The sequence below is a fragment of the Citrobacter sp. Cpo069 genome (assembly GCF_030332785.1).
Lineage (GTDB): Bacteria > Pseudomonadota > Gammaproteobacteria > Enterobacterales > Enterobacteriaceae > Citrobacter > Citrobacter portucalensis.
Genome location: NZ_JAOWHD010000030.1, coordinates 56,068 through 71,407, shown reverse-complemented (window position 1 = coordinate 71,407; position 15,340 = coordinate 56,068). Strand labels below are relative to the sequence as shown.

Genomic DNA, 15,340 nt, shown 5'->3' with positions numbered 1-15,340 from the left:
CAATACTGGAGATGATTATGAGTTATACACTGCCATCCCTGCCGTACGCTTATGATGCCCTTGAACCGCACTTCGATAAGCAGACGATGGAAATTCACCACACCAAACACCACCAGGCTTACGTAAACAACGCCAACGCTGCGCTGGAAAGCCTGCCTGAATTCGCCAGCCTGTCCGTTGAAGAGTTGATCACCAAACTGGATCAACTGCCAGCAGACAAGAAAACCGTACTGCGTAACAACGCGGGCGGTCACGCTAACCACAGCCTGTTCTGGAAAGGCCTGAAAACCGGTACTACGCTGCAGGGCGACCTGAAAGCGGCTATCGAACGTGACTTCGGCTCCGTTGACAACTTCAAAGCTGAATTTGAAAAAGCAGCGGCAACCCGCTTTGGCTCCGGCTGGGCGTGGCTGGTTCTGAAAGGTGACAAACTGGCTGTTGTTTCCACCGCCAACCAGGATTCCCCGCTGATGGGTGAAGCTATCTCTGGCGCTTCCGGTTTCCCAATCGTGGGCCTGGACGTTTGGGAACACGCTTACTACCTGAAATTCCAGAACCGTCGCCCGGACTACATCAAAGAGTTCTGGAACGTTGTGAACTGGGACGAAGCTGCCGCGCGTTTCGCAGCAAAAAAATAAGTTCTACGCTTTAACAAAGCCCTGCAAGCGATGCTTGTGGGGTTTTTTTGTGATCAAACTCAATATAAAAACAATGATCCACTTAAATTGAAACAAGGTTTTATTATGAGAGTGGGATCACTTTTATAGTCTCTATGAATGTCTATCTTCTTTTCATCAAGACGGGCGCATCTCAAAGCAAGATGCAATCGCCCATAAAAATTGCCCCATTTTTATGTCTACAGGTGATGGAAATGCAGATCAAACGTACGATAGAGAAAATCCCAGGCGGTATGATGCTGGTGCCGCTTTTCCTGGGCGCGTTGTGTCATACCTTTTCCCCCGGCGCCGGGAAATATTTCGGTTCTTTTACCAACGGTATGATCACCGGTACGGTGCCTATCCTGGCAGTCTGGTTCTTTTGCATGGGGGCGTCGATCAAGCTAAGCGCCACCGGCACCGTGCTGCGTAAATCAGGTACGTTAGTCATCACCAAGATTCTGGTGGCGTGGGTGGTTGCAGCGATTGCTTCACGCATTCTGCCGGAACATGGTGTAGAGGTCGGATTCTTCGCTGGGTTGTCTACGCTGGCGCTGGTGGCCGCGATGGATATGACCAACGGCGGGCTGTATGCCTCGATTATGCAGCAGTACGGCACCAAAGAAGAGGCCGGGGCGTTTGTCCTGATGTCGCTGGAGTCTGGCCCGCTGATGACCATGGTGATTCTGGGAACCGCCGGGATCGCGTCGTTTGAACCACACGTATTTGTTGGTGCGGTATTGCCGTTCCTGATTGGCTTTGCGCTGGGGAATCTGGACCCTGAACTGCGGGAGTTCTTCAGCAAAGCGGTGCAGACGCTGATCCCGTTCTTTGCCTTCGCATTAGGTAACACCATTGATTTGAGCGTGATTGCGCAGACCGGCGTGCTGGGTATTCTGCTGGGCGTGGCGGTGATTATCATCACTGGTATTCCATTGATTATCGCCGATAAACTGATTGGTGGTGGCGATGGTACGGCGGGGATTGCCGCTTCCAGTTCTGCGGGGGCGGCGGTTGCTACGCCTGTGCTGATTGCTGAAATGGTTCCGGCATTTAAACCGATGGCACCGGCAGCAACTTCCCTGGTCGCCACGTCGGTGATTGTGACCTCCATTCTGGTGCCGATTATCACGTCTATCTGGTCGAAAAGGGCCAAAGCAAGGGCGGCAGAAATTGATATTCGTGGCACCGTGAAGTAAGTCTCTTAAGCCGGATGGTGCACCATCCGGCTTAATTATTTACCCTTTGACGACAAACACCTCATCGATTGTTCGACACTCACTCTCGTTCAACTCTCCACCGGCATTACGTGACACGCTGGTACAATAGCCAAACTTACGCGATACCACGGTTTTGATGGTGGTGACAAAATCTTCGCCGATGGCATAGATGGACATGTAGGTGCCAATCTGGTCCTGAATATCGCGAAGCGCTGCCAGGTCGCCCTGTTTGAACGCTTCCCGCGCGCTGACAAACAGTTCCGGCATGACGTTGTTCAACCCTGAAATAATCCCCGCGCCACCTGCTAACAGGTTGGGAATGTAGTATTCGTCATAGCCGGACAGCACGGCAAAATCCTCCCGCACGGCGCGGGTGGTCTGAATCATACTGCGGGTATGGGACTGGCAGTCGACGGTGTCTTTAATGCCAGCGAAATTCGGGAACTCGGCGGCGAGGGTGGCTACCAGTTCGGGGGTTAAATCGCAGCCGGTGCGTGCCGGGAAGTTATAAGCAAACCATTTGCCGCTGAGTTTCTGCCCCAACTGACGGAAGTAGCTCAGCAGCTGTTTCGCCGTTTGTCCGTAGTAGTAGGGCGGCAGGATCATCACGGCATCGTAACCTGAGCGATACGCTTCCTGCGCCATCAATAAAACATCATTCTGGCAGGTGGATGAGACGTTGGCGACCATCTTCAGCGAGCTCATGGCGCGGGCCTCGCGGATCAGCAGCAGTCTTTCTTCGAGCGTGAAGGAGGCAAATTCCCCGATGCTGCCCATCAGCAAAATCACGTCGATTTTGGCCTCGGTAAGGCGTTTGAGATGTTGGCTTAGACCGTTGAGATCGATCTTGCCATCATTGTCCATTGGCGTAATGGAAGGACACCAGACGCCAGCAAATTGCGATTGACCAGTCACGTTGTCGACTCCTTATTTGAAATGATGTTTCAAAACCAGATTACATTGATAGCATGTGTCCCTAAGTTTCATGTGAACCGTGCTCTCATTTTGAGCGACTGGGGTAAAATAAATGTGGTGTAATGGGGGAAATTTATCGGGAGAGGGAACAGATGCGATATCCGGTCGATGTTTTTACGGGCAAAGTTCGGGACTACACGGGAAGCCGTCCCAGCGCGATTGCTAAAGTCCAGATTGACGGTGAGTTGATACTGACCGAACTGGGGCTGACGGGGGATGAACAGGCGGAAACGAAAATTCACGGCGGGCCGGATCGCGCGCTGTGTCACTATCCGCGTGAACACTATCAGCACTGGAGACAAGCGTTTCCGGAGCAGGCGGAGCTATTTGTCGCGCCTGCGTTTGGTGAGAACCTCTCTACTGAGGGGCTAACTGAAGAGAATGTGTATATTGGCGACATTTTCCAGTGGGGAGAGGCGATGATTCAAGTCACGCAGCCGCGCTCGCCGTGCTTTAAGCTGAATTTCCATTTTGGCATCAGCGATATGGCCAGCCAGATGCAAGATGCGGGCAAGACGGGCTGGCTGTGTAGCGTCATCGCGCCTGGTCAGGTGTCAGCAGACGCGCCGTTGATCCTGGCGTCACGCGTGAGCGACGTCAGCGTACAGGAGGCAATTGCTATCGCCTGGCATATGCCGTTTGATGATTCGCAATATCATCGTTTGCTGTCGGCTGCCGGGTTATCAAAAAGCTGGACCAGAACGATGCAAAAGCGCCGTTTAAGCGGCAAGATCGAAGACAATTCCCGTCGTTTGTGGGGAAAATAAACCTACCTTCATCTGGCAATTAAATCAGGTGGCGACACCTGATTTACCTCTCCCTGTGGTTCATCTCCCTGCGTACAAAACCGGGCAAAAACCTGACGATCTCGGTTTGCTTCAAAGCCATTCTTGATACCTGGCCCACAAAAAGAAACTCTGCGTTGAAAAAAAACTTGAGTATTTCCTGCACTCAAATATCTTAGCTTCAAATTGGTTTAAACCAGATGAGCAAAATGAAAAAGAAAAACAATGTTGATGTGCTCAGGGAGCGCTTTGAAAGCTGGTTAAACGAGAAGAATTTACCAGCGGGGTCCAAATTGCCTTCGGAAAGGGAGTTATGTGAGCTGCTGGATGCAAAGCGTATGACCTTACGTCAGGTTCTGATTGAGCTTGAGATCGATGCGCGTATTTTCCGCAAGAACCGCAGTGGTTGGTTTATTTCGTCGAAGCGATTTATTTATAACCCTAAATCACTTTCCAGTTTCAATGCTGAAGCCTGTGCTCAGGGACGTAAGCCTTTTTGGGATTATTTAACCAAAGAAACCATTGATACAGTTCCGCATCATGTTGATGATGTTTTTCTCTCCTCCGGTGACCGCTATTTAGTTACCGGCTGGTGCGGTCTTGATTCACATAAAGTGTTTTACCATGAATCCTATATTGATGCTGATGTTGCGCCAGGATTCATTAATAAATTGGGCAATCAGTCTTTTGCCAGCGTCTGGGAAGATGCGTTTGGCCATGTTTTAAATATCAAAGAAATGATTTTTAAACCGGTCAATATGCCAGAAGTGGCCTGCAAAGAGCTGGGTGTTGCGCCTAATACGTATGGAATTTTAGTAGAAAAACATCGGGCTACCCGAGATAAAAAAGTGGTTCAGGTTGATTTCGAATACTGGCGACTTGAATCAGTGGAACTTGTTATTCGCGATGAATGAGAAAAATAATGGGAAAATGTAACCAAGAACTTCTTGCGGAACGCGCGAGAAATATACCGCTGTACCTACATGCTTATGCTTTTCATCTGAATATGCGCTACGAGAGAGTCCTGCCGGGGGATCTTCTGGATATTGCGCATCAGCAAAAATTGAAGGGTGTAAAAATACATGTTGAGGATGGTGAGTCCCAATCACTGCAGAAACTGAACGATCAGCAGCTACACGATTTTAAAGAGAAGGCCAAAAAATATAATCTGGATGTGCATATCGAAACAAGCGCATCGGATAAGGCGACATTGACGGATGCCATCCGTATTGCTGTTGCTACTGGTGCAACTTCAGTGCGTTTCTACCCGCGTTATGAAGGGCATCTCAACGATGTTATGGCGAAGATTGCCAATGATATTGCATGGCTGTCTCAGTATGACGATTGCGGACTAAGCTTTACTATCGAACAGCATGAAGATCTGCAAGGCCATGAGCTGGTGACGCTGGTTAACAATAGCGGGATGAAAAATCTCTCTATTCTGTTTGATTTTGGCAACATGATTAATGCTAATGAACAGCCGCTTTCTGCGTTAGAGGTTATGTCTCCTCTGATCACTCAGGTGCATATCAAAGACGCAAAAATTATTAAAGAAGGTAAAGGCTGGGGGCATGAGGCTTGTCGTTCAGGACACGGCGATTTACCCATGGAAGAAATGCTTAAGGCATTATTACTTTTAGGTGAAGATAAACCGCAAGTACATGCTTTTGGCCTGGAAGAAGAAGTTGAATATTATGCCCCTGCATTTCGCTTCGACGATGAGGGTGATAATCCATGGATCCCATGGCGCGATGCAAGTTATACGCCGCTGCCTGACAGCAACATGGTTGATGCGCGACTGGCGCAGGAAAAAGAACATGCTCTTGCCCAAATAAAATACATTCGTGATATATGTGACAAGTTTATAGGCAATTAATTAGTTTTCTTAAAATATTATTAAATGCGGAAAGGATTATGAAAGTAATCCCCTGGCTTTATTAATTATACAATTTAATTTAGATATTTCTCTCAACAAGCAATGAGGGTTTAATCATGTTCATGAATAAATGGGCAAGGCTCTGTTTTTTGATTTTAGGCGGCGGCACGATATTCAAGCTTTCAAGTATGAAAGATGTTTTCTATGTGCCAATGCAGAATGACTGGGGTTTAACTAATACGCAAATTGGGTTGAGCTTTACGGTTTATACGATTGTTCAGACAACTGGACTTTTTCTTTCTCTCTATATCGCAGATCGTTACTCCAAGAAAATATTATTACCGTTCGGTCTGATTGGCGTTGGGTTATGTGGTTTATATCTGGCAACGCTACCGTCATTTACTGGTTATCTCATTTGCTTTGCCGCGATGGCTTTCTTTGCCGATGTGGTTTATTGGCCGGTATTGCTGAAAGCCGTTCGTTTGCTGGGAACGAAAGAAGAACAAGGACGCATGTTCGGCTTTTTAGAAGCCGGACGTGGCGTGGTGGATGTTATCGTTGCATCTGGTGCTCTGTTTGTCTTCGTCCAGTTTGGTGAAGGTAAAGCGGGGATGCAGGCGGGCCTGTTGTTCTATACGGTAATTACGCTTGTGGCAGGTATTGTGACGTACTTTATTGTCGATGATGACAAAGTGAAAGGCGGCGAGAAAACCAGTGCCAACATGGAAGTGTTAAAGGGTATCAAACATGTTTTGTCCTGCCCTAATGTTTGGCTGGCTTCTTTAGGTATTTTCTTCGTTTATGCCGCGTACTGTGGACTGACTTACTTTATCCCGTTCTTAAAAGATATCTATATGCTGCCGGTAGCTCTCGTCGGTGCGTACGGCATCATCAACCAGTATGCGTTAAAAATGGTAGGCGGGCCGATTGGTGGAATGTTGGCAGATAAAGTTGCTAAATCACCGACAGTGTATCTGAAGTGGACGTTCCTGATCTCTGCTGTGGCGATGCTTGTGTTCATGCAGTTACCGCATCAAACAATGAACGTGTATATCGGTATGGCGGCGACATTAGGGTTCGGAGCGATTATCTTCTCACAGCGCGCCATTTTCTTCGCGCCGATGGATGAGATCGGTACCCCACGTGAGTATGCGGGCTCGGCAATGGCATTTGGTTGCATCATCGGTTATATGCCAGCGATGTTTGCGTACACGTTGTACGGCTATTTGCTGGATACCAATAGCGGCATCACTGGCTACAACTATGTCTTTAGCGTGATGATTGCGTTCAGCTTAATGGGCTTTATCTGTTCGACCATTCTGGTGAAGCGAATTAAAAAGCAAAAGCTAGCGGCGGCGGCTGCGGCGGCATAACGTGAATGCTTCCCCGGTAATTATGTCGTACCGGGGAAGCCTGTTAAGCGCGTTTATACAGCGGTAACCAAATCACCAGCCGTAAACCACCCAGCGGGCTGTCTTCGGCCTTCACCCAGCCACGATGCTGCTGAATTGCGGTTTCAACAATCGCCAGACCCAGACCCGTTCCGCCAGACTCGCGATCGCGCGCCTCATCGGTACGATAGAACGGACGGAAAATCTGTTCTCTGTCTTCAGGGCTAACGCCTGGGCCATCGTCGTCCACGGTGATGGTAATCCCGTCGATATCCACCGCGAAGCCAACTTCAATCTTCGTATGTGAATAGCGCAGGGCATTGCGCACAATGTTTTCCAGCGCACTTTCCAACGCATTTGGGTTACCGTACAGCGGCCACGGACCCGGCGGGAAATTCACCGTGAGCGATTTACCCATCTGCTCAGCTTCAAAGGCGGCGTTATCCAGCACTTCGCCCCAAAGCTGATTAGCTTTCACTGTTTCACTGACCAGCGCGTTTTTCTGCTGATTACGTGACATCACCAGCAGGTCGTTGATCATGCTGTCCAGTCGGTGTGCTTCTGTTTCAATGCGCTCCAGCTCTTTGCTCTCACCGCTACGACGGCGCAGCAGAGCGGTGCCCAGTTGCAGACGCGTTAGCGGTGTTCTCAGCTCGTGAGAGATGTCCGACAGCAGGCGTTGCTGTGTGGTCATCATCCGTTCCAGCGCCGTAACCATCTGGTTAAAGCTTGCGCCTGCCGCCAGAAACTCCTGCGGACCGGCTTCCAGCTCTGGATGCTGACGCAGGTTACCCTGAGCTACTTCATCCGCCGCGTTTTTCAACTTACGCGCCGGTTTCGCCAGACTCCAGGCAAGCCAAAGCAATAGCGGTGAGCTGACTAACATGGTGACGATCAGCAACAACAGCGGTCGGTCGAACAGCAGGTTGATAAAGTCAGATTGTGAGCTGCTGGCAGGTCGTATGAGATACAACTGGTAGTTATCTTCACCGTCTCTGACGGAGAAAGGCCCGACCATCTCAACGCGACCGTATTTTTTCTTTTGCGGATGGTCGGCGTTATCGGCCTGACCAATAAAGTTACGAATGATCTGCATTTCGTTGCGTTCTGCGCCGATCACGCGTCCTTCCGTCGTAACAAGTAATAACCGCTGTCCTGGCGGCGCCCACTTGTCTATCGCCCGAAACAAGCGACGCCACCACATCAAATCGTTGGGTGGATCGTTCGCCAGTTCAGCTTCAACATGTTGCTCAATCATTAACCCCTGGCGCTGCTCGCTGTCCAGTAGCTCGGTCATCTGGCGTGAGTCGAGCTTGGGTAACATCAGTACCAACATCAACACCAGTGCCAGCGTCAACCAGAAGATGGCAAAGATGCGTGCGGTTAAGCTCCCTATCATGAAGCGGAGACCATCAGGTAGCCGCGACCACGCAGGGTTTTAAACCACGGGTGTCCGTCTTTACGCTCTGGCAGCTTACGACGCAGGTTCGAGATATGCATGTCGATCGCGCGATCGAAAGGCGTCAGGCGTTTGCCCAGCACTTCCTGGCTCAGATGCTCACGCGAAACCACCTGACCGAGATGCTGAGCCAGCAAATAGAGCAGGGTGAATTCGGTGCCGGTTAACTCCAGAATTTGCCCGTCAAAGCTGGCTTCCTGGCGACCCGGATTAAGGCTTAACGCATCTACTTCCAGCGTCGGCGAGCCGTTATCGCTGTTCTGCTGCTGTTCGCTCCAGTGTGAGCGACGCAGAATAGCGCGGATGCGCGCGACCAGTTCACGGTCGTTAAACGGTTTAGGTAAATAGTCGTCCGCGCCCAGCTCAAGGCCAAGTACGCGATCCAATTCGCTGCCGCGAGCGGTCAGCATGATTACAGGTGTCTGGTGTGTCTGACGAAGTGCTTTCAGCGTATCAATGCCGTTTTTCTTCGGCATCATGACGTCGAGCAAAAGTAAATCGATGCTGTCATCCAGAAGCTCAAGCGCCTGTTCCCCATCATAGGCAACCAGCACATCGAAACCTTCCATTTCGAGCAACTCCTTTAACAGGGAAGTCAGCTCTCGGTCATCATCAACTAACAGGATTTTATTCATTGTTTACGTACCTCCGAGGCAGAAATTACGTCATCAGGCGTCGCTAATCTATGACTTTACGTTGTTTTACACCCCCTGACGCATGTTTGCAGCCCGAATCGTAAACTGTCTCTCGTTGAATCGCGACAGAAAAGATTTTGGGAGCAAGTGATGGGCAAAGTTACCGCTGCCGTCATGGCCTCAACGCTGGCACTCAGTACATTTAGCCATGCAGCTGAAGTCGTCACAGGCGATCACTGGCACCTGGGTGAAGGCTCATCGCAACGCAGCGTTCAGAGCCACATGTTTGACGGTATCAGTTTAACCGAACATCAACGTCAACAGATGCGAGATTTAATGCAGCAGGCAAGACACGAACAGCCTCCTGTTAATGTTAGCGAAATGGAGACAATGCATCGCCTTGTCACCGCAGAGAAATTTGATGAAAGCGCAGTGCGCGCTCAGGCAGAAAGAATGGCGCAAGAACAGGTTGCCCGCCAGGTTGAAATAGCCAGGATCCGCAACCAGATGTATCGCCTGTTAACGCCAGAGCAGCAAGCGGTTTTAAATGAGAAACATGAACAACGAATGGAGCAACTGCGCGATGTAGCGCACTGGAAAAAAAGCTCATCGTTGAATTTATTGAGTAGTAGCAACTCACGTTCCCAGTAGTAACCCTGTTTTCCTTGCCATAGACACCATCCCTGTCTTCCCCCACATGATGTGGGGGTTTTTTTTGCCCAAAATTTGTCCCTCGGTTATTGCCTGACTGTTTTACTTCATCCGTTATACTAGCGGCATATCCTGGCAGGAGTGTTTATGAATCAAACCTATGGGCGGCTGGTGAGCCGGGCGGCAATCGCGGCAACCGTGATGGCATCGCTGTTACTTTTGATCAAAATTTTCGCGTGGTGGTACACCGGATCGGTCAGTATTCTGGCAGCACTGGTGGATTCTCTGGTGGACATCGCGGCGTCGTTAACCAACCTGTTGGTGGTGCGCTATTCGCTGCAGCCCGCAGATGATGAACATACGTTCGGACACGGAAAAGCGGAATCGCTGGCGGCGCTGGCGCAAAGCATGTTTATTTCTGGTTCGGCGCTGTTTTTATTCCTGACCGGGATTCAGCATCTCATCCAACCCACACCGATGAAAGATCCGGGCGTTGGGGTGGTTGTCACCATCATTGCGTTAGTGTGTACAATCATTCTGGTCTCGTTTCAGCGCTGGGTAGTGAAGCGTACGCAAAGTCAGGCCGTTCGGGCAGATATGCTTCATTATCAGTCTGATGTTATGATGAACGGTGCGATTCTCATTGCGCTCGGGCTGGCATGGTATGGCTGGCATCGTGCAGATGCCTTGTTTGCGCTGGGGATTGGCATCTATATTTTATATAGCGCATTACGCATGGGGTATGAGGCAGTGCAATCTTTGCTGGATCGCGCTTTACCCGATGAGGAACGTCAGGAAATTATTGATATAGTGACGTCATGGCCTGGAGTCAGCGGCGCTCACGATCTTCGCACGCGGCAGTCAGGGCCGACCCGCTTTATTCAGATTCATTTGGAAATGGAAGATAATCTGCCGCTCGTTCAGGCGCATTTAGTGGCTGAACAGGTTGAGCAGGCAATTTTACGGCGTTTCCCGGGATCGGATGTCATCATTCATCAGGATCCCTGTTCAGTCGTACCCAAGGAAGGCAAGATGTTTGAGCTTTCATAATTCGTTGTAAAAAAAGTGAACCGGGCCAGCATTTTGTGTATAAATTACCACCATTTGGCCTGACCTGAATCAATTCAGCAGGAAGTGATTGTTATACTATCTGCATATTCGTTGGATCGTTTCGATATGCGGAATCGACTTCCGGCAGCAGATTTCATTTTGCATTCCAAAGTTCAGAGGTAGTCATGATTAAGAAAATCGGTGTGTTGACAAGCGGCGGTGATGCGCCGGGCATGAACGCAGCAATCCGTGGTGTTGTACGTGCAGCGTTGACGGAAGGGCTGGAAGTCATGGGGATCCATGATGGCTACCTGGGTTTGTATGAAGACCGTATGGTCCAGCTTGACCGCTACAGCGTGTCCGACATGATCAACCGTGGCGGTACTTTCCTCGGTTCTGCTCGCTTCCCGGAATTCCGTGATGAAAACGTACGTGCGGTGGCGATCGAAAACCTGAAGAAGCGTGGCATCGACGCCCTGGTTGTTATCGGGGGTGACGGTTCTTACATGGGTGCAAAACGCCTGACTGAAATGGGCTTCCCATGCATCGGTCTGCCGGGCACTATCGACAACGATATCAAGGGTACCGACTACACCATCGGCTACTTCACCGCTCTGGGTACCGTTGTCGAAGCGATTGACCGTCTGCGTGATACCTCTTCTTCTCACCAGCGCATTTCCATCGTCGAAGTGATGGGCCGCTACTGTGGTGACCTGACCCTGGCGGCTGCAATTGCCGGTGGTTGTGAGTTCGTGGTGGTTCCGGAAGTGGAATTCAGCCGTGACGATTTGGTTACTGAAATCAAAGCGGGCATCGCGAAAGGTAAAAAACACGCAATCGTAGCGATCACTGAACACATGTGTGACGTTGACGAACTGGCGCATTACATCGAGAAGGAAACGGGCCGCGAAACGCGTGCAACCGTACTGGGTCACATCCAGCGTGGTGGTTCCCCGGTTCCTTACGACCGTATCCTGGCATCCCGCATGGGCGCATATGCGATTGCACTGTTGCTGGAAGGCCACGGCGGTCGCTGCGTAGGTATTCAGAACGAGCAGCTGGTTCACCACGACATCATCGACGCTATCGAAAACATGAAGCGTCCGTTCAAAGGTGATTGGCTGGACTGCGCGAAAAAACTGTACTAAATGCAATTGCCTGATGGCGGCTTGCACCTTATCCGGCCTACATGATGCAAATCGTAGGCCTGATAAGCGTAGCGCCATCAGGCAAAAATTCGACGCCATATATTCCCCCAAGTTATAGCAAATCTTTTTTTATTCTTTAATGTTTGGATGCCTTTCTGGCACGCTTTGCTCATCACAACACTACCTAAGAGAGCTGGGCGATGAACAAATGGGGCGTAGGGTTAACATTATTGCTGGCATCGACCAGCGTTCTGGCAAAGGATATTCAGTTACTTAACGTATCGTACGATCCAACGCGTGAACTGTACGAGCAGTACAATAAGGCCTTCAGCGCGCACTGGAAGCAGGAAACGGGCGACAACGTTGTGATCCGCCAGTCGCACGGCGGTTCGGGTAAACAGGCGACTTCCGTCATCAACGGCATTGAAGCCGATGTTGTGACGCTGGCACTGGCTTACGACGTGGATGCCATTGCTGAACGTGGCCGTATCGATAAAAACTGGATTAAACGCCTGCCGGATAACTCCGCGCCTTACACCTCCACCATCGTGTTCCTGGTCCGCAAAGGCAATCCCAAACAAATTCATGACTGGAACGATTTAATCAAACCGGGCGTGTCGGTCATTACGCCAAACCCGAAAAGCTCCGGCGGAGCTCGCTGGAACTATCTGGCGGCATGGGGCTATGCCCTGCACCACAACAACAACGATCAGACCAAGGCACAAGACTTTGTGAAGGCCCTGTATAAAAACGTTGAGGTGCTGGATTCTGGTGCACGTGGCTCAACCAATACCTTCGTTGAACGTGGTATCGGTGATGTACTGATTGCCTGGGAAAACGAAGCGCTGTTGGCAACGAACGAGCTGGGCAAAGATAAATTCGATATAGTGACCCCGAGTGAATCTATCCTCGCGGAGCCGACCGTGTCCGTGGTTGATAAAGTGGTGGAAAAGAAAGATACCAAAGCGGTGGCGGAAGCTTACCTGAAGTATCTCTACTCTCCGGAAGGCCAGGAAATTGCGGCGAAAAACTACTATCGTCCACGTGATGCAGAAGTCGCGAAGAAATACGAAAACGCATTTCCGAAGCTGAAGCTGTTCACTATCGACGAAGAGTTTGGCGGCTGGACGAAAGCGCAGAAAGAGCACTTCTCTAACGGCGGTACGTTCGACCAAATCAGTAAACGATAAATAAGTCTGTGATTTACCGACCCGGTGGCCTAGCGCGACCGGGTTTTTTATTTGTCATGGTTTTGCGTTACTCTTGCCCTTCAATGGGATACAGGAAACGCGTAATGAAAAAAGCAGGCTATCTTTTACTGGCGGTGATTGTGGTCGCCGCCGCTGCAGGTATCGGGTACTGGAAATTCACCGGCAACCCGGACGCGTTACGCCAGATCGTTCTTCAGCAATGCCTGCCGCACCAGTTGCAGCAGCAGGACCCCGCACCATGCGCTGAAGTAAAGCCGGATGCCGGATATGTGGTGTTCAAAGACCGTAACGGCCCACTGCAATATCTGTTGATGCCTACCTGGCGGATCAACGGTACGGAAAGTCCGCTGCTGTTGAAATCAGGCACGCCGAACTTTTTCTGGCTGGCCTGGCAGGCGCGTAGCTTTATGAGCCAAAAATACGGCCAGGAAATCCCTGACAAAGCAGTCTCTCTGACCATTAACTCTCGTAGCGGGCGTACGCAAAATCACCTGCATATTCATATCTCCTGCCTGCGAACCGATGTCAGAAAGCAACTGGATGACAACCTGGCGAAAATCAGCACCCGCTGGCTACCATTACCGGGTGGGCTGCGCGGTCATGAATATCTGGCACGTCGCGTCACGGAAAATGAACTGGCACAACGCAGCCCGTTTATGATGCTGGCGGAAGAGGTGCCGGATGCGCGTGAGCATATGGGCAGCTATGCGTTGGCGATGGTGCGCCAGAGCGACGAATCCTTTGTCCTGCTGGCTACTCAGCGCAATCTGCTGGCACTGAATCTCGCCTCCGCTGAGGAAATTCAGGATCATCAATGTGATATTCTGCGTTAACCCCACCTAATCTGGCGTTTACTCCGCATGCCTGTCCCCGTATTCTTGTTGAAAAAAACAACAGGAGACAGGCATGTCGCTCTGGCTTACACACCCTCTGTTTATCCCCTCTCTGGTGGTTGGTATCACCATTCTGCTCTGGGCTACGTCGCTGCTGCCGGAGTTTATAACGGCGCTGCTGTTCTTTGGCGTGGCGATGGTGGCCAAAATCGCGCCACCGGATGTGATTTTTGGCGGCTTTGCGTCCTCCGCGTTCTGGCTGGTGTTTAGCGGCTTTGTACTGGGTATCGCGATTCGTAAAACGGGGCTGGCGGACAGGGCGGCGAGGGCGCTGTCATCGAGGTTGACTGATTCCTGGCCGTTAATGGTGGCGAGCGTAGTGCTGCTGAGTTACGCGCTGGCATTTGTAATGCCATCCAACATGGGCCGCATTGCGCTGCTGATGCCGATCGTCGCGGCGATGGCGAAACGGGCTGGAATTAACGACGGCACGCGCGCCTGGTATGGTCTGGCACTGGCCGTCGGGTTTGGGACGTTCCAGCTTTCTGCGACGATTTTACCCGCTAACGTACCGAATCTGGTGATGAGCGGCGCGGCGGAAGGCTCTTACGGTATCCACCTCAATTATCTTCCCTATTTGCTGCTGCATACGCCGGTTCTGGGTTGGCTTAAAGGCGCGGTGCTCATTGTGCTTATCTGCTGGTTGTTCCCTGGCAAGCCGCATGCGCCGCGCGATCTCACGCCGCCGGAGCCGATGAGCCGGGATGAAAAACGTCTGGCCTGGATGTTAGCGGTGGTGCTGTTCTTGTGGGTAAGCGAAAGCTGGCACGGCATTGGCCCCGCGTGGACCGGGCTGGCGGCGGCAGTTATCACATTGCTACCACGGGTTGGCTTTATCAATGGCGACGAGTTTTCAACTGGGGTCAACATTCGTACCTGTATTTATGTGGCGGGTATTCTGGGGCTGGCGATCACCGTCACGCAAACCGGTATTGGTAGCGCTGTTGGCGAAGCGCTGTTACAGGTGATGCCGCTGGATGCGGAAAAGCCGTTTACCAGTTTCCTCGCGCTGACCGGTATTACCACAGCGCTTAATTTTATTATGACGGCGAACGGTGTTCCGGCGCTGTATACCACGTTGGCGCAAAGTTTTGCCGATGCGACGGGATTCCCGCTGCTGTCGGTGATTATGATCCAGGTGCTGGGTTATTCCACGCCACTGTTGCCGTACCAGGCTTCACCGATCGTAGTGGCGATGGCGCTCGGGAAAGTACCTGCAAGGGCGGGGATGCTGCTGTGTATCGCACTGGCGGCGGCAACGTATTTGATTCTTCTGCCGCTGGATTACGCCTGGTTTACGGTGTTAGGAAAACTGTAGCTGTATCAAAATGTTAATTTTATGTTTTGTGAGTGAGTGAATTGTATTATGCGCGGCAATATCGGTTAATGC

15 protein-coding genes are annotated in these 15,340 nt (G+C 51.0%); 12 read left to right on the top strand and 3 right to left on the bottom strand.

The genetic code is table 11. From position 1 onward, the window contains the following. Window positions 1-17: 17 nt before the first annotated feature. Complete coding sequence (gene sodA / locus OGY08_RS01305) at window positions 18-638, top strand: superoxide dismutase [Mn] (RefSeq protein ID WP_003825239.1); 621 nt, start codon at window positions 18-20, stop codon at window positions 636-638. Window positions 639-871: 233 nt separating this feature from the next. Then, window positions 872-1,855: a 2-keto-3-deoxygluconate transporter gene (gene kdgT / locus OGY08_RS01300; RefSeq protein WP_020996114.1), complete on the top strand. Its 984-nt coding sequence runs from the start codon at window positions 872-874 to the stop codon at window positions 1,853-1,855. A gap of 39 nt (window positions 1,856-1,894) precedes the next feature. On the opposite strand, the gene OGY08_RS01295 is transcribed toward kdgT, so the two are convergent. Further along, window positions 1,895-2,791 (bottom strand): dihydrodipicolinate synthase family protein, encoded by an 897-nt coding sequence (locus OGY08_RS01295; RefSeq protein WP_125363048.1) that lies wholly within the window; start codon window positions 2,789-2,791, stop codon window positions 1,895-1,897. A gap of 152 nt (window positions 2,792-2,943) precedes the next feature. Here OGY08_RS01295 and yiiM point away from each other — a divergent pair, with 152 nt between their 5' ends. The 4 genes from yiiM (at window position 2,944) to OGY08_RS01275 (ending at window position 6,885) form a co-directional block, all read left to right on the top strand. Continuing rightward, the gene (gene yiiM / locus OGY08_RS01290; protein WP_125363047.1) at window positions 2,944-3,618 is read left to right on the top strand and encodes a 6-hydroxyaminopurine reductase; all 675 of its coding nucleotides are present in this window, start codon (window positions 2,944-2,946) and stop codon (window positions 3,616-3,618) included. A gap of 227 nt (window positions 3,619-3,845) precedes the next feature. Continuing rightward, complete coding sequence (locus OGY08_RS01285) at window positions 3,846-4,550, top strand: GntR family transcriptional regulator (protein ID WP_020996112.1); 705 nt, start codon at window positions 3,846-3,848, stop codon at window positions 4,548-4,550. An 8-nt stretch (window positions 4,551-4,558) separates the two neighbouring features. Beyond that, the gene (locus tag OGY08_RS01280; protein ID WP_048215188.1) at window positions 4,559-5,512 is read left to right on the top strand and encodes a sugar phosphate isomerase/epimerase family protein; all 954 of its coding nucleotides are present in this window, start codon (window positions 4,559-4,561) and stop codon (window positions 5,510-5,512) included. 122 nt (window positions 5,513-5,634) lie between these two features. Next, window positions 5,635-6,885 carry an MFS transporter gene (locus OGY08_RS01275; RefSeq protein WP_095533158.1) on the top strand — a complete coding sequence of 417 codons (1,251 nt, stop codon included), beginning with the start codon at window positions 5,635-5,637 and terminating at the stop codon, window positions 6,883-6,885. A 43-nt stretch (window positions 6,886-6,928) separates the two neighbouring features. Here the strand turns inward: OGY08_RS01275 and cpxA are convergent, their stop codons facing one another. Both cpxA and cpxR read right to left on the bottom strand, forming a co-directional pair. Beyond that, window positions 6,929-8,302 (bottom strand): envelope stress sensor histidine kinase CpxA, encoded by a 1,374-nt coding sequence (gene cpxA, locus OGY08_RS01270; protein WP_003028758.1) that lies wholly within the window; start codon window positions 8,300-8,302, stop codon window positions 6,929-6,931. Next, the gene (cpxR, locus tag OGY08_RS01265) at window positions 8,299-8,997 is read right to left on the bottom strand and encodes an envelope stress response regulator transcription factor CpxR (protein ID WP_003028763.1); all 699 of its coding nucleotides are present in this window, start codon (window positions 8,995-8,997) and stop codon (window positions 8,299-8,301) included. Before cpxR ends, cpxA begins: the two co-directional genes overlap by 4 nt. A 150-nt stretch (window positions 8,998-9,147) precedes the next feature. On the opposite strand from cpxR, the gene cpxP reads away from it, so the two are divergent. The 6 genes from cpxP (at window position 9,148) to OGY08_RS01235 (ending at window position 15,268) form a co-directional block, all read left to right on the top strand. Beyond that, on the top strand, window positions 9,148-9,648 hold the full coding sequence (gene cpxP / locus OGY08_RS01260; protein WP_008787022.1) for a cell-envelope stress modulator CpxP: 501 nt from the start codon (window positions 9,148-9,150) through the stop codon (window positions 9,646-9,648). Window positions 9,649-9,795: 147 nt separating this feature from the next. Continuing rightward, window positions 9,796-10,698: a CDF family cation-efflux transporter FieF gene (gene fieF, locus OGY08_RS01255; protein ID WP_003825216.1), complete on the top strand. Its 903-nt coding sequence runs from the start codon at window positions 9,796-9,798 to the stop codon at window positions 10,696-10,698. 185 nt (window positions 10,699-10,883) lie between these two features. Then, window positions 10,884-11,846: a 6-phosphofructokinase gene (pfkA, locus tag OGY08_RS01250; RefSeq protein WP_048237083.1), complete on the top strand. Its 963-nt coding sequence runs from the start codon at window positions 10,884-10,886 to the stop codon at window positions 11,844-11,846. Window positions 11,847-12,046: 200 nt separating this feature from the next. Further along, window positions 12,047-13,036 carry a sulfate/thiosulfate ABC transporter substrate-binding protein Sbp gene (gene sbp / locus OGY08_RS01245; RefSeq protein ID WP_125363046.1) on the top strand — a complete coding sequence of 330 codons (990 nt, stop codon included), beginning with the start codon at window positions 12,047-12,049 and terminating at the stop codon, window positions 13,034-13,036. Between the two features lie 104 nt (window positions 13,037-13,140). Further along, window positions 13,141-13,890 (top strand): CDP-diacylglycerol diphosphatase, encoded by a 750-nt coding sequence (locus OGY08_RS01240; RefSeq protein ID WP_020996109.1) that lies wholly within the window; start codon window positions 13,141-13,143, stop codon window positions 13,888-13,890. A 73-nt stretch (window positions 13,891-13,963) separates the two neighbouring features. Further along, a complete protein-coding gene (locus OGY08_RS01235; RefSeq protein ID WP_125363045.1) occupies window positions 13,964-15,268 on the top strand; it encodes an SLC13 family permease in 1,305 nt (434 codons plus the stop codon). Window positions 15,269-15,340 lie beyond the last annotated feature (72 nt).